7 protein-coding genes and 1 tRNA gene are annotated in these 15,650 nt (G+C 68.1%); 5 read left to right on the forward strand and 3 right to left on the reverse strand.

The window, feature by feature from the left end:
• The coding region (locus tag WMN78_RS08330; protein ID WP_340533257.1) for an ExeM/NucH family extracellular endonuclease at window positions 1–3,842 on the forward strand (3,842 nt) is incomplete at its 5' end.
• Between the two features lie 221 nt (window positions 3,843–4,063).
• Here WMN78_RS08330 and WMN78_RS08335 read toward each other — a convergent pair.
• Window positions 4,064–6,049, reverse strand: coding sequence for an FAD/NAD(P)-binding protein (locus WMN78_RS08335; RefSeq protein WP_340533259.1), 1,986 nt, complete (start codon window positions 6,047–6,049; stop codon window positions 4,064–4,066).
• Window positions 6,050–6,110: 61 nt separating this feature from the next.
• Here WMN78_RS08335 and WMN78_RS08340 point away from each other — a divergent pair, with 61 nt between their 5' ends.
• The 3 genes from WMN78_RS08340 to WMN78_RS08350 all read left to right on the forward strand — a co-directional run bounded on the left by WMN78_RS08340 (window position 6,111) and on the right by WMN78_RS08350 (window position 10,352).
• A complete protein-coding gene (locus tag WMN78_RS08340; RefSeq protein ID WP_340533261.1) occupies window positions 6,111–8,426 on the forward strand; it encodes a prolyl oligopeptidase family serine peptidase in 2,316 nt (771 codons plus the stop codon).
• 127 nt (window positions 8,427–8,553) lie between these two features.
• Window positions 8,554–8,641: transfer RNA gene (locus WMN78_RS08345), tRNA-Ser, on the forward strand.
• Window positions 8,642–8,714: 73 nt separating this feature from the next.
• On the forward strand, window positions 8,715–10,352 hold the full coding sequence (locus WMN78_RS08350; RefSeq protein ID WP_340533263.1) for an NAD(P)/FAD-dependent oxidoreductase: 1,638 nt from the start codon (window positions 8,715–8,717) through the stop codon (window positions 10,350–10,352).
• Here the strand turns inward: WMN78_RS08350 and WMN78_RS08355 are convergent.
• Both WMN78_RS08355 and WMN78_RS08360 read right to left on the reverse strand, forming a co-directional pair.
• Complete coding sequence (locus WMN78_RS08355) at window positions 10,349–11,794, reverse strand: MFS transporter (RefSeq protein ID WP_340533266.1); 1,446 nt, start codon at window positions 11,792–11,794, stop codon at window positions 10,349–10,351. The genes WMN78_RS08350 and WMN78_RS08355 overlap by 4 nt on opposite strands.
• A 118-nt stretch (window positions 11,795–11,912) precedes the next feature.
• Window positions 11,913–14,102, reverse strand: a complete 2,190-nt coding sequence (locus tag WMN78_RS08360; protein ID WP_340533268.1) for a RecQ family ATP-dependent DNA helicase — start codon at window positions 14,100–14,102, stop codon at window positions 11,913–11,915.
• Window positions 14,103–14,229: 127 nt separating this feature from the next.
• On the opposite strand from WMN78_RS08360, the gene WMN78_RS08365 reads away from it, so the two are divergent.
• Entirely contained in the window at window positions 14,230–15,648 is a 1,419-nt protein-coding gene (locus WMN78_RS08365) for a phosphomannomutase/phosphoglucomutase (protein ID WP_340533270.1), read from the forward strand.
• Window positions 15,649–15,650: the final 2 nt, after the last annotated feature.

Here is a 15,650-nt window from a genome sequence, read left to right on the forward strand (position 1 = left end):
CTGAGATCCAGGGATCCGGTGCGGCCAGCCCGCTCGCCGGCACAGCCGTCACCACCCGGGGCAAGGTGACCGCAGCCTTCCCCACCGGAGGCTTCAACGGCTTCTACCTCCAGACCGCGGGAACCGGCGGCGACCTGACGGCGGCCAACCACACGGCGTCGGACGCTATTTTCGTGTACTCCCCCGCAACCGTTGGCTCCGTCACGGTGGGCGACTATGTCGAAATCACCGGGACCGTGGCCGAGTTCTTCGGGATGACCCAGATGAACGTTGCCGACGCGGCCGGGCTGACGAAGCTTGCCGAGGCCGCTCCGGAGGTGAAGTCCACCGGCTTCGCCCTGCCGGCAGATGAGGCCTTCCGCGAATCCCTCGAGGGCATGCTGTTAACTCCGCAGGGACAGGCAACGGTGACCGACAACTACTCCCTGAACCAGTACGGCGAAATCGGCCTGGCAGGCGGAACCACCCCGCTGGAACAGCCCACCGCCGTGGCCCCGTACGGCTCGGCCGAGTACACGGCAGCCGTGGCGGCCAACGCCGCCCGCGGCATCAAGCTCGACGACGGCGCAAGCACCAACTTCCTCAAGGACGCCGCCACTAAGGCGCAGGTGCTGCCCTACCTGACCACCACGGACCCCGTCCGCGTCGGTTCCCCGGTGGCATTCCAGACCGATGTGGTGCTCAGTTACGCCAACAACTCGTGGAAGTTCCAGCCGCTGACCCACCTGACGCCGGAAAACGCCGGCATCATCCAGCCCGCAACCTTCGGCGCCACCCGCACCGAGGCTCCTGCCGCCGTCGGAGGCAACCTGAAAATTGCTTCCTTCAACGTGCTGAACTACTTCCCCACCACCGGCGACACGCTCACCGGCTGCACGTTCTACACCGACCGTGACGGCAACCCCATCACCGTCAAGGGCGGCTGTGACGCCCGCGGCGCCGCGAACGCAGAGAACCTCAAGCGCCAGCAGGACAAAATCGTGGCTGCAATCGGCAAGTCCGGCGCCGACGTCGTGTCCCTGATGGAAGTGGAGAACTCAGCACAGTTCGGCAAGGACCGCGACGACGCCCTGGCCAAGCTGGTGGAAGCCCTGAACGTTCCCACACCCGGAATCTGGGACTACGTCCGCACGCCCGCCAACGCTCCCCCGCTGGCCGATGAGGACATGATCCGCACAGCATTTATCTACAAGAAGGCCGTTGCGGAGCCGGTGGGCGAATCGATCATCCACAACGACACCGTGGCCTTCGCCAGTGCCCGGAAGCCGCTGGCCCAGGTCTTCAAGCCGGTTGGCGCGTCCGATGACAAGAAGTTCATCGCCATCGCCAACCACTTCAAGTCCAAGGGCTCGGCCGCGACGCCCGAGGACACCGACAAGGGCCAGGGCGCCTCAAACCTGGCCCGCACCGAGCAGGCCAAGTCGCTGCTCGCCTTCTCGAATGACCTGCAGGCCTCGAAGGGCACGGACAAGGTCTTCCTGATGGGCGACTTCAACGCGTACGCCAAGGAGGATCCCCTCAACCTCCTCACGGCCGCCGGATACGTCAACCAGGACGAGAAGGCCCGGAACGCCGACGGCTCCGCCAAGCACTCCTACCTGTTCGGCGGCCTGGTGGGTTCCCTGGACCATGTCCTTGCCTCGCCGGGCGCGAACTCGGTGGTCACCGGCGCCGACATCTGGAACATCAACTCCGTGGAGTCGGTTGCGCTGGAGTACAGCCGGTATAACAACAATGTGACCAACTACTATGCGCCGGACCAGTTCCGGGCCAGCGACCACGATCCCGTGGTGGTGGGCGTTGACCTGCCGGTCACACCTGCCAGCGTGGACCTGAACTTCCTGGGCATCAACGATTTCCACGGACGCATCGACTCCAACACGGTCCTGTTCGCCGCCACCCTCGAAAAGCTCCGGGAAGCCGCCGCGCCGGGGGCCACCGCTTTCCTGTCCGCCGGAGACAACATCGGAGCCTCGCTGTTCGCCTCCGCAGTCGCCAAGGACCAGCCCACCATCGACGTGCTGAACGCCCTCGAGCTGCGCACCTCCGCAGTGGGCAACCACGAGTTCGACGGCGGCTGGGCGGACCTGCGCGACCGCGTCGTCGCGGGCGGTACGAACGCAAAATTCCCGTACCTCGGCGCCAACGTCTACAAGAAGGGCACCACGGAACCGGCCCTGCCGGAATACACGGTGCTGGAGATGAACGGCGTCAAGGTGGCCGTGATCGGCACCGTCACCCAGGAAGTGCCCTCGCTGGTCACGCCCGCCGGCATCACCGAGCTTGATTTCGGCGATCCCGTTGACGCGATCAACCGTGTTGCCGCAAAGATCACTGCCGACAAGCTCGCCGACGTCATCATCGTGGAAAACCACGACGGCGCCGGATCCGGCACTCCCGACGGCTCAACCTTGGAGCAGGAAGTCGCCGCCGGCGGCCCCTTCGCCAAGCTCGTCAACGAAACCTCACCCGAGGTGGACGCCATCTTCACCGGCCACACCCACAAGCAGTACGCCTGGGATGCTCCGGTCCTGGATGCCGGCGGCCAGCCGACCGGTAAGACGCGCCCCGTCGTCCAGACCGGCAGCTACGGCGAGTTCATCGGCCAGATCCAGCTGACAGTGGACACCGCGAGCATGCAGGTGACCGCCTACAAAGCCGGCAACGTCAAGCGCACCGTGCCCACCACGACGGAGACGGCCGCAGACCTGGTGGCCAGGTACCCGCGCGTGGCAGCAGTCAAGGCGATCGTTGACAAGGCGATCGCCGACGCCGCCGTGATCGGCAACCAGCCGGTCGGCAAGGTCACCGCTGATATCACCACGGCCTTCACGCCCGCCACGGCCACCAGCCCGGCGTCCCGTGACGACCGCGCGAACGAATCGACCCTGGGCAACCTCGTGGCCGACTCACTCGTGGATGCGCTCAAGGCGCCGGACCTCGGGGCCGCCGAAATCGGCGTCGTAAACCCCGGCGGCCTGCGCAACGAGCTGTACTTCGCGCCGGACGGAACCATCACCTACGCGGAGGCGAATGCCGTGCTTCCATTCGTGAACAACCTCTGGACCACGTCCCTGACCGGGGCGCAGTTCAAGACGCTCCTGGAACAGCAGTGGCAGACCAACCCGGACGGAACGGTCCCGAGCCGGGCCTACCAGCAGCTGGGGTTGTCCAAGAACGTCAACTACACCTACGACGCCGCACGCGCCGCGGGTGACCGCATCACCTCCATTCGGATCAACGGCTCGCTGATCGACCCGGCCAAGACCTACCGGGTCGGCACGTTCAGCTTCCTGGCAACCGGCGGCGACAACTTCCGGATCTTCAAGGAAGGAACCGGCACTGAGGACTCGGGCCTCGTGGACCGTGACGCCTGGATCAAGTACCTGCAGGAGCACAACCCGGCATCGCCGGACTTTGCCCGCCGGACCGTGGCCGTCGTGAACACCACGGCAGCGGAGGTCAAGGCAGGCGACTCCATCACCCTGGCGGTCTCCAAGCTGGATCTCACGTCCCTGGGCAGCCCGGTCAACACCTCGCTGGCGGCCTCCTTCACGGACGCCGCGGGTACCGTGACGCAGCTCGGCACCATCCCGGTGTCCGGCGGGGCTGCGGCCGTGGACGTGAAGGTCCCGGCCGGTGCGGCGGCAGGCGCCGGCACCCTGGTGCTCACCGCAACTGAATCGGGGACCGTGGTCAAGGCCGCAGTCCAGGTTGCCGACAGCGGCCCGGTGCCGCCGGTCTGCACCGCCCCCGTGCCGCCCACCAAGTGGTACGACTTCGCGGGCTGGGTCAAGTACAGCCTGGCTTGGCTCCAGTACCAGAAGTGCTTGAAAGGCTAGTTTTCCGGCCTGACTGTCACTGAACATGCCCCGCCCCGGGGCCGGGAATCCCCTCGGACTCCCGGCACCGGACGCGGGGCATGTTTCTTGTGTCCCTGCGACGCTCTCTCACCTCCTGCCGGTTCTCCTGCAACGCTCTCTCACTTCGTCGAAGGAAGTGAGAGAGCGTTCTGGATTCAGCCGCAGGAAGTGAGAGAGCGTTCAGGATGCGGGAGGCCGGGTCAGCAGTCGAGGATGTGGCGGGCTATCTCGTCGGCGTCCCGGAGGGTGCGCTGGCCGCTGCGGTACACCGGCCCTTCCTGCGGCCGCGCCTCCGCGGCGATGGCCGTGCCCCACTGAGCGGCGGACAGCTGCAGGCCCAGCACATACAGCCCCTCGGTGACCGATCCGTTGGCGCCCACCGGACGGTAAGGGTGCGGGCTGACATCCAGCCCCGTGGTCTCCACCGGCGCCCCTTCCACGGTCATCATCAGCCGTGGCCGGACCAGGCCGTCCGCCAGGAGCTGCTCCAGCACCGGCGACACGTTGACGGAAACCCTGTTGGCGGGAGCAAGTGCCTCGATCATCGCGCGGGCTTGGACAGCCCCGTCCCTCACCCACGGGGATGCGGCCGTGAAGGTGCCGGCGGAGCGATCCAGCGAAAACTTCGGGTCCGGCCCCACGAAACTCGCCACTCCGGCCCGGGCGAGCGCCGCGAGCTGTTCCGCCCGGACGGCCGGCGGTCCGCTGGCCAGCCCTTCGACGAACGATTCAAACCAGCCGCGCAGGCCGGCGACCCAGGACTCGTCGGTGATGCCGCCGTCGGCCACCGCGGATTTCAGCACCGCCCTGCCGTGATGCAGCGCCCCGATGGCCATCTTCACGGGGTCGTCCTCCCCGAGCGCCGAGCGCCGGGCGTCATCGAGCAGGTAGTGGACGACGGCGGCATCCACCTCCGACTGCGAAGCGAAGCTCCGCCCCGCCAAAGGTGCCGCCAGGCCGGGGAGGTTCAGGCGCTGGTCCGGCACCACGTGCCGGGCAACCAGGGCGTCCGCCTCGGCTTCCCAGTGGGAAACGCTGTGGGCGTGCGGCCGCATCGCTTCCTGGAGCAGGGCCAGGAATGCTTCGGGCTCGGTGACGGCGTCCACGCTGGTCCGGACCAGCGTGGAGTAGTAGGCCCAGAGCGCGTCCCGCTGGAGCAGGGGCCAGAGGTCATGATCGAAGGCGGGGGTGATTCCCGCGGCGGCGAACCGCCCTACCGCCGTCTCGGTGCAGTACCGGAGCGTCACACCGGACGGGTAGTACCCCGCAAGGTCGGCTTTGGCCCGGTACGGTGTCCCGCGCCGGGACGCGGCAATGATCAGCGGCTCGTCGCCGGACGGGATGTACGCCAGTCGGGCCGTGCCGTCGCCGTCCGCTGCCACAAACTTCCCGCCGCGGCCTTCGGTGAGCTGGCCCATCACATCGAAGAAGTTCAGCCCCATGCCGCGGACCAGCACGGGCTGGCCTTCCGGCACCACGGACCAGTCGACGTCGGCCGGTACCGCTGGCGGTACGTACAGGAGCCCCAGCTGGCTGGCGCCAGCCTGGAGCTCGCGCTGCTCGGCGTTGAGCCTGGAATCCAGGTGTCCCAGGGCCAGCACCACGGAACCGACGGTGAGCGGCCCGCCGTCCGCGAGTTCGACGTCGAACGTTCGGTCTCCTGCCGACCGCACGGCCGTGGCGGTGGTGCGGTGGAACTGGACGGTGACGCCCTCCGGAAGGTGCGCAAGCAGTCCGTCGAGGGTGGCGCGGAGGTAGCGGCCGTACAGCGCACGGCTCGGAAAATCCCGGGATCCGAGGCCGGCGAGTTCGTGGCGTTCGTCCTCGGTGAGCGAAGGGTGGGGGCTGTGCTGCTGGGCTGCCCGCCATTTCTCGAACGTGCTGCCGGCCACCGGTGCCGCCAGTTCAGGGTCCTCGGGAATGACGGTGGGATAAAACGATTGCGTGTTCATCAGGTACAGCCGGGACTGGCCGGGCTGCCACACGTGGCCCGGACCGGCCGGGTACGGGTCCACCACGTCGATGTGGAGGCTGGCGGCGGGGAGATCCTCGGCGCTCTGGGGTCCGGAAGTCCCGGATGCGGAGGGGTTCCTGAGCCGCCAATTGGCCAGGAGCCGCTCCAGGACACTGGTGCCGCGGGGTCCGGCCCCTAGTAGTGCTGTCCGGATGCTTTGCGATGTGCCCACGCCTTCCAGAGTATCCGCATGTGACTTGCTAGCTGCGCGCGGATGCTGTTTGGTAGGGCCCATGACCACCACAGCAGCTGATCACCCGCCCGTGTCCGGCGCCTCTTCCGCCTCCGGGAAAGCGCCCGAACCGACTGACGAGAATACCTGGCTTGAGGAGATCTACGGCGAGGAACCGCTGGCCTGGGTCCGCGAACAGAACGCCCGCACCGAGGACCTGCTTGAAGACGCCGACTACGCGAGGCTTGAGAGCCGCATCCTGGAGGTGCTGGACTCCACGGACAAGATTGCCATGGTGGGCAAGCACGGCGACTGGTACTACAACTTCTGGCGTGACGGGCAGAACCCGAAGGGGCTGTGGCGCCGGACGTCCTGGGAGAGCTACCGGAGCGGGCAGCCTGCATGGGACGTGCTCCTGGATGTCGACGCGCTGGCCGTTGCCGAAGGCGAAGAGTGGGTTTTCCACGGCGCCAATTTCCTCCGCCCCGCTCCCGGCGAACCGCACCGGCTGGCGCTGCTGGCCCTCTCCCCCGACGGCGGCGACGCCAACCGCTACCGCGAGTTCGACGTCGAGACCCGGACGTTCGTGGACCCGGAGTCCGGAGGATTCGACCTGCCCACGGCCAAGGGCAACGCTTCCTGGCTGGACCGGGACACACTGCTGGTCTCCAGCACCGCGGAAGGCATGCCCAAGACCTCGTCGTCCTACGCCCGCACCGCCGTCAAGCTCGCCCGCGGCGGGTCGCTGGCGGCAGCCGAGCGGGTGTTTGAAATTCCCGAAGACCACATGATGGCACTGGTGGCCCATGACTCCACGCCGGGGTTTGAGCGGACCTTCGCCATGGACTGGATCAGCTTCTTCAACAAGAGCACGTCCGTGCTGCGTGACGGATCCTGGGTTGTCATCGACGCCCCCACCGATGTGAATCTGAGCGTGCACCGTGAGTGGCTGCTTTTCCGTCCGCAGGGCGACTGGGCCGTCAACGGCCGCACGTACCCGGCCGGCTCCCTGCTCGCTGCGAACTTCGAGGACTACCTTGCCGGCAGCCGCGAACTCGTGGTCCTGTTCACCCCGGACGAGCACACCTCGCTGCAGTCCTGGAGCTGGACCCGGAACTTCCTGCTCCTGAACCTGCTGCGGGATGTCTCCTCCGAGATCCGCGTCCTGGATCCGGAGCGGCCCGGCACCGGCTCCGCCTGGGCGTCCACGCTCCTGGACGCGTGCCCGCCCATGCACGACGTCAACGCCTTCGCCGTCGACGATGAGGACGACGCCCCCGGTGTGGACGACGACGGGACGGACGACGACGGGACCGGCGGCAGCGTGCAGGTCCCGGAAGGTGAAGCCCCCGGAGCCGGGAACGACTTCTGGCTCGTGGCCACCGGTTTCACGACGCCCAGCACGCTCACCCGGGGCACACTGCGCCGCGGCGACAGCGGCAGCGTGGTCAGCTCACACGAGGTGGTCCGCACCTCACCGTCCTATTTCGATGACTCCGCCTACGAGGTCCAGCAGCATTTCGCGGTATCGGAGGACGGGACGCGGGTCCCGTACTTCCAGGTGGCGTCCAGGGACCTGGTGCTCGACGGCCAGAACCCCACGCAGCTGTCCGGCTACGGCGGGTTTGAGGTCTCCCGGACCCCGGCCTACAGCGGCGCGATCGGCCGGGCGTGGCTGGAACGCCGGACGGACGCAGCGGGCGGAGTCCAAGGGACAGGCGAAGACAGGGGTGCTGGCGAGGGTCCCGCCCACAGCCGCGGCGGCGTCTACGTGGTGGCCAACATCCGCGGCGGCGGCGAATACGGACCCTCGTGGCACCGCGCCGCCCTGCAGGAAAAGCGCCACCGCGCGTTCGAGGACTTCGCTGCCGTGGCCAGGGATTTGATCTCGCGGGGAGTCACGTCCAAGGAACGCCTCGGCTGCGTGGGCGGCTCCAACGGCGGCCTGCTGGTGGGCAACATGCTCACCCGGTACCCGGAACTGTTCGGTGCCGTGTCCTGCGGGGTGCCGCTCCTGGACATGCGCCGCTACACCAAGCTGTCCGCCGGCCATTCCTGGATCGCCGAATACGGGGACCCGGACGTGGCCGAGGACTGGGAGTTCATCCGGACGTTCTCGCCCTACCACCTCCTCCGCGACGGCGTGGATTACCCGGAGACCTTCATCTGGACCGCAACGTCCGATGACCGGGTGGGCCCCGTGCAGGCACGCAAGATGGCCGCCCGGATGCAGGCAATGGGCATCCCCAATGTCTGGTTCCACGAGGCCCTGGAAGGCGGACACGCCGGCGCCTCGGACAACCGGCAGGCAGCCGCATTGCAGAGCCGGAGCCAGCATTTCCTCTGGCGTTCCTTGGCGGGCCACTCCGGAAGCTAGCCGGGGCTGCGTTCGCCTGCGGCGTTCCCCTGCCGGCCTCGGTTCGTGCGGCGATCCTGACCGCGCGGGGCCGTTTTGCACTGGATGGCCCGTTCTGCGTATCCTTGGTGGGCTAGGAATAGCAATTGGAGACGTGCCAGAGCGGCCGAATGGGCTTCACTGCTAATGAAGTGTGGGGCACAACTCCACCGGGGGTTCAAATCCCCCCGTCTCCGCGTTTGGCCCCGGTCCCTGGACCGGGGCCTTTTGCGTCCCCGCGTGGACATGGCGCCATGACAGGATGGGCCCATGGCGAGCAGCAGCAATCATGACGTGGTCATTGTCGGCGGCGGACACAACGGCCTGGCGGCTGCCGCCTATCTGGCTCTTGCCGGCCGGGACGTCCTGCTGCTGGAGAAACTGGACCATGCCGGCGGAGCGGCGGTATCCGCCCAGGCGTTCGACGGCGTCGACGCCCGGCTTTCGCGGTACTCCTACCTGGTCAGCCTGCTGCCGCAGCAAATCATCGACGACCTGGGTCTGCGCATCCGGCTGGCACGCCGCCGCTACTCTTCCTACACGCCGGACCCGGGCAGCCCCGGCCGTGGACTCCTGATCGACAACGGAGACGCGGAGGCCACGGCCCTGTCCTTTGCTTCGGTGGGCGCCCCGGCCGCCGAGGCCGCGGCCTTTGAGCGGTTCTATGCAGACTGCCGGAAGCTCACCGGAGCACTGTGGCCCACCATGACCTCGCCGCTGCCCACCCGTTCCGAGGCCAGGCGACTCGCCGAGGCTGCCGGCGCAGGAGACGTCTGGGAGTCGGTCATAGAACGGCCGCTTGGGGAAGCCATCACCCGCGGGCTGGACAGCGACCTGGTGCGCGGCGTGGTGCTGACCGATGCCCTGATCGGCACGTTTGCCCGGGCTGACAGCGCAGACCTGCAGCAGAACATCTGTTTCCTGTACCACGTCCTGGGCGGCGGGACCGGCGACTGGGATGTTCCCATCGGCGGCATGGGGGCCGTGTCCGGCGAGCTGGAGCGGGCCGCCCGCGAGGCCGGCGCCACCGTCCTGACGTCCGCCGAGGTCACGGGCATCCGTCCCGGCGGAACGGTGGCCTACCACCACGACGGCCGGGAACGCTCCGCCTCCGCCGAGTGGGTGCTGTCCAACGTGGCCCCCGCCGTGCTGGACAGGTTGCGCGGCGCGGGCGGCGGTGAGCCTGCGAACCCCAACCACAGGCGCGAGGGTTCCCAGGTCAAGGTGAACCTCCTGCTCAAGCGCCTGCCAACGCTGCTGGACCGCGGCGTCAGCTCGGAGGCGGCCTTCGGCGGAACCTTCCACATCAACGAGACCTGGACGCAGCTGCATGATGCCTACCAGGCCGCCGAGCAGGGAACGGTCCCGGGCCCGCTGCCCTGCGAAATCTACTGCCATTCGCTGACCGACCCCACCATCCTCTCGCCGGAACTGCAGGCTTCCGGCGCCCACACCCTGACCGTCTTCGGGCTGCACGTGCCGGACAGGCTCATCACGGCAGAGAACAACGAGGCGATGCGGGCGGTGCTGCAGGCCGCCGTCGTGAAATCCCTCAACTCGGTGCTGGCGGAGCCGATCGAGGACCTGCTGCTCATTGGCGCGGACGGAACCCCGTGCATCGAAACGAAGACCACGCTGGATATCCAGCGCGCCGTGGGCATGCCGCGCGGCAACATCTTCCACGGCGGCCTCGACTGGCCGTTCGCGGAAGACGATGCTCCACTGGATACCCCCGCCCTGCGCTGGGGGGTGGCCACGGACGATCCCCGGGTCCTTCTCTGCGGCTCCGGGGCGCGACGGGGCGGAGCGGTCAGCGCCATCGGCGGCCACAACGCCGCCATGGCGGTGCTGGAGTCCGGGGCGCCGCCGGAGTCCTCGGCGGTGCCTGGGGTGCCGGCGGAATCTTAGGGGTTCGCGGCCTTCGGGGCTCCTGACCGCCCGCGGCTGACGTCGGCACCGGCCTGCCGGTGCAGCGCCAGGCTGTCCGCGGTGCTCAGCAGCATCAGCACAGCAATGGCCACAAACGCGCCCCGGTAGGGTGCAACGGGGTCGGACCCGAAAGCGCCGGGTTCGGCGAAGAGCCGGAGGAACAAGGCACCGACGGCGATGCCCGCGCCGGCCGCCAGCTGGACCAAAGTGGCCGAAATCGCGTTGGCGGACGGCAGCTGTCCGGGGACGATGTCGGCGTACTGGATGGAGGCGTAGGCCGAAAATCCGATGGAGCGGAAGGCGCCGCTGAAGACCAGCAAGGCAAAGATCAGCGGTTCCGGGGTGCCGGCGTCCAGCAGGGCGCACACTGCAAACGTGACAGCCGACGCGAGCGACGCGAAGACCAGGACGGGTTTGAAGCCGAACCTGCGGATGAGCGGCGTGGTTGCCGGTTTGATGCCGATGTTGCCGATGAAGACCGCCGCCACCATGACGCCGGCATGCAGCGGGTCCCAGCCGAACCCGTCCTGGAACATCAGCGGAAGCAGGAACGGTACCGCGCTGATGGTCAGGCGGTAGACGAAGCCGCCGGTAGACGTGGCGCGGAACGTCCGGGTGCCAAAAACATTCAGCTGGAAGAGGGGGTTGGGCGTGCGCCGCAGCCACAAGACCGCGCCGGCGATGGCGGTGAGGCCAGCGGCCACGCTGATCGCACCGAAGGGTTCGGATGGGTGGGCAGTGGCAAGTTCGAGCCCCACCACCAGGAAGCCCACTCCGGCCGTTGTCAGCAGCAGTCCAACCCAGTCAAGGCGGCGGGACTGGTCGCCGGCTCCCTGCGGAACCAGCCTCAGGGCGGCAATGAAGGCGGCCAGGCCCAGCGGAATGTTGATCAGGAAGATCCAGTGCCATGACAGGAACGTGGTCAGCGCCCCGCCCACCAGCGGGGCCAGGACGGGCGCCAGCAGCCCGGGCCACACGAGGTAGGCAGTGGCCCTCAGCAGGTCCTCCTTGGGTGTCCGGCGGAGCACCACGAGCGTCCCCACCGGCACCATCATGGCCCCGCCCGCGCCCTGCAGGACGCGGCTGACGGTGAGCATGGTCAGGTCCTGGCTCAGGCCGCACAGCAGGGAGGCAATGGTGAAGACGGCGATGGCGGCACAGAAGACGCGGCGGGCGCCCACGCGCTCGGCAAGCCAGCCGCTCACGGGAATGCCCATGGCCACCGTCATGAGGTAGGCCGTCATGGTGATGTTGACGTCCGCGGGGGCAACGGCGAAATCTGCGGCAATACTGGGTATGGCCGTGGTCAGCACCGTGCCGTCCAGGAATTCCATGAAGAAGGTCGCCGCCACCAGCAGGGCCAGCCGGGGCTGCCACTCCTGGCGGACCGCCGCAGCGGCGTTGCTCTGGGGTTCGCTCATGGCTCCCGGCCTGGACTCATCCGCCGATCCTATAGGCGTGTCCGGCGCGGTGCCAGAAATAAGTCCGCCGCTTACGCGGAGCGTTCGCCGGGCTCCTGTCTGTCCTGGCCGGCCTGTCCTAGCCCGCCTGTCCCAGCACGAGGGGAAGCACGGCCCCTGCCCCGGCCCGGCGCAGTGCCCGGCCCGCAACGGTGACCGTCCAGCGGCTGTCCGTGAGATCGTCCACCAGCATGATGCTCTGCCCCTGAACGCCGGCCAGTGCCGCTTCCAGTTCGGGCCCCACCACGAGCCGGTCCCAGACTCCCGCCAGCCGGTAGGCGCTGTTGCCGCCTCGTCCGCCGGTGGGACCGCCGTGTTCCAGCTGCAGCTGGCCCAGGTACGGTATGCGGCCTATCCCGGAAATGCCGCGCGCCAGGGAGTCGACCAGCGCGGGTTTGCTGCGTGACGGGATGCTGACAATGGCTGCCGGACGTCCGGCGCCGCTCCAGCCGGGGTTGCGTCCGTTCCCGGCGCCCCACTCACGGAGCACCTGCACGCAGGCCTGAAGCATGGCGGGGTCCACTTCGCGGTCCGGAGCTCCGGAGGCGAAGGTTTCCCGCAGCGCTCCGCCCCAGCCGAGGTCCGTCAGGCGGGCCAGCACCCGGCCCTCGGCGAGGCTTTCCTCCGGCTTGATCTTGCCCTTGACGGTGACGCCGAGCCTGTCCATGCCGCTGGGCCACTGCAGCCGCGGTTCCAGCGCCACGCCTGCGCGGCTGAGCGTCTGCCCGGCTGCTTCCGTGGCTGAAGAGGAGATGTCCGCCGGGAACCAGCGTCCCGCGCAGTTGTCACAGCGGCCGCAGGCACGGGCTGTTTCATCGTCCAGGACCGAGGTGATGTACTCCATCCGGCAGCCGGCGGTGTCCTGGTAAATCACCATGGAGTCCTGTTCGTCCACACGGGCCTCGGCGATGCGGGTGTAGCGTTCGGCGTCGTAGGTCCAGGGCTGGCCGGTGGAGCGCCAGCCGCCGCCCACCCGCTCCACGGCGCCGTCCACGGACAGGACCTTGAGCAGCAGTTCCAAAGGAGTGCGCCTCAGGTCCACGCGCGCTTCGAGGGCCACAGTGGACACGGCGGCGCCGGCCTCGGCCAGCGCAGTGAGGACGGCCGCGGCCTTTTCCTCGGACGGCATGGACGCTGTGGCAAAGTACTGCCAGATGTCGCGGTCCTCGGAGCCGGGCAGCAGCAGGACGTCGGCGTTGGCCGCGCCACGCCCGGCACGGCCCACCTGCTGGTAGTACGCCACCGGTGAAGACGGGGCGCCAAGGTGCACCACGAAGCCCAGGTCCGGCTTGTCGAAGCCCATGCCCAGGGCCGAAGTGGCCACCAGCGCCTTGACCTGGTTGTCCTTCAGGAGCTGCTCCGCCCGTTCGCGGTCCGCGGGATCGGTGCGGCCCGTGTAGGCGAGCACCTCGTGGCCCGCTTCTGCGAGCAGCCTCGCGGTATCCTCCGCCGCCGAGACCGTGAGGGTGTAGATGATGCCGCTGCCGGGCAGGTCCGCCAGGTGGGTCAGCAGCCAGCCCAGCCGGTCGCGGGAATCCGGCAGGTTCAGCACGCCAAGCCGGAGCGATTCACGGCCCAGTGCACCGCGGATGGTCAGCACGCCGTCGCCCAGCTGCTCTTCGATGTCGTGGACCACCCGGGAGTTGGCGGTGGCAGTGGTAGCCAGCACGGGCACGGTGTCCGGCAGCTGGGTGATGAGGTCCGCGATGCGCCGGTAGTCCGGGCGGAAGTCATGGCCCCAGTCGGAGATGCAATGTGCCTCGTCAATCACCAGGAGCCCGGTGCGGCGGATCAGCTCGGGGAGCTGGTTCTCCCGGAAGGAAGGATTGGTGAGCCGCTCCGGGGAAACGAGCAGCACGTCCACCTCGTCCGCGGCGAGCTGTTCGCGGACAGTGTCCCATTCGAGCTGGTTGGCGGAGTTGATGGCGACGGCGCGGACTCCTGCCCGGGCAGCTGCCGCCACCTGGTCCCGCATCAGGGCGAGCAGCGGCGAAACGATCAGGGTGGGGCCGGCACCGCGGCGCCGGAGCAGCAGCGACGCCACAAAGTAGACAGCCGACTTTCCCCAGCCCGTACGCTGGACCACCAGGGCCCGCCGGCCGCCGTCGACCAGCGCCTCAATGGCTTCGAACTGCCCGTCATGGAAGCTGGCCTCCGGATGACCCACCAGTCCCCGCAGCACCTCCAGCGCCTGGTCCCGGGTCCCTTTCCCGCCCGCGGGGAGGTCGGCGGAAGCGGACAGGACAGCAGCATTCTGGTTATTGGCCATTGATTCAGTATCCCAGCCCCCTCGGACAGCCGGGAAGTCGGGCCTGCGGACATGTGGAAAGCCGCGCTCCCGCGTAACGCAGCTACTCCTCCACAGCCATTGTGCGCTTCAACGTAAGATGGAATGCGTGACTAGCGACCAGACAAAGACTTTTGACCTTTCGGCATCGTTCAAGGCCTACGACGTGCGTGGCATTGTGGGCGAGTCCATTACCGCCGAAATCGTCGAAGCCGTAGGCGCCGCGTTCGTGGATGTTTTGAAGCTCGAGGGCCAGACGGTTCTGGTGGGCGGCGACATGCGCCCCTCCTCCCCTGAGTTCAGCAAGGCATTCGCCAACGGTGCCGCCACCCGCGGAGCCAACGTCCAGCTCCTGGATCTCATCTCCACCGACGAGCTCTACTACGCCTGCGGCGCGCTCAACGCGGCCGGTGCCACGTTCACCGCCAGCCACAACCCCGCCGAGTACAACGGCATCAAAATGTCCAAGGCCGGCGCCCAGCCGATCTCCTCGGAATCAGGCCTGAAGGAAATCCAGGCCCGTGCGGAGGACTACCTCCACGCCGGGTCCATCCCGGCCGCCGCCAAGCGCGGCCTGATCGGCGTCCACGATGTCCTGAAGGACTACGCCGAATACCTCCGCAAGCTCGTTGACCTCGAGGGATCCCGCCCCCTGAAGGTGGTTGTCGACGCCGGAAACGGCATGGCCGGCCTGACCACCCCTGCGGTACTCGGCGACGCCCTCCTGCCCAAGCTGCCGTTCGACATCATCCCCCTGTACTTCGAACTGGACGGCTCCTTCCCGAACCACCCGGCCAACCCGCTCGAACCGGAAAACCTGCTGGACCTCCAGGCCGCCGTCGTCGAACACGGCGCCGACATCGGGCTGGCGTTCGACGGCGACGCCGACCGCTGCTTTGTCATCGACGAGAAGGGCAACCCCGTGTCGCCGTCGGCCATCACCGGAATGGTGGCCCGCCGCGAAATCGCGCGCGCCAGGGCGCAGGGCGAGGAAACGCCCACCATCATCCACAACCTGCTGACCTCCAAGGCCGTCCCTGAACTCGTGGTGCACGACGGCGGCCGCGCGGTCCGCACGCGGGTCGGCCACTCGTTCATCAAGGCCGTGATGGCCGAGGAAGGCGCTGTCTTCGGCGGCGAGCACTCGGCACACTTCTACTTCCGCGATTTCTGGAATGCGGACACCGGCATGCTTGCCGCGATGCATGTCCTGGCCGCCCTCGGCGAGCAGGACCGCCCGTTGTCTGAACTTGGCCACGAGTACGAGCCGTATGTGTCCTCCGGGGAAATCAACTCCGAAATTGAGGACAAAGCAGCAGCCGTGGAGCGTGTTCGCGCCGACTTTGACGGCGAAGACGTGGAGATCGACCTGTTGGACGGCAGCACCTTCACGGCCCGCGACGGCAGCTGGTGGTTCAACCTGCGTCCGTCCAACACCGAACCGTTCCTCCGCCTGAACGCCGAGGCCACGGACCGGGCCACCATGGAACGCATCCGCGACCGTGTGCTGGCCCTGGTCAACGGCTAGGC

Source organism: Arthrobacter oryzae (genome assembly GCF_037911235.1).
Taxonomy (GTDB): Bacteria; Actinomycetota; Actinomycetes; order Actinomycetales; family Micrococcaceae; genus Arthrobacter; species Arthrobacter oryzae_E.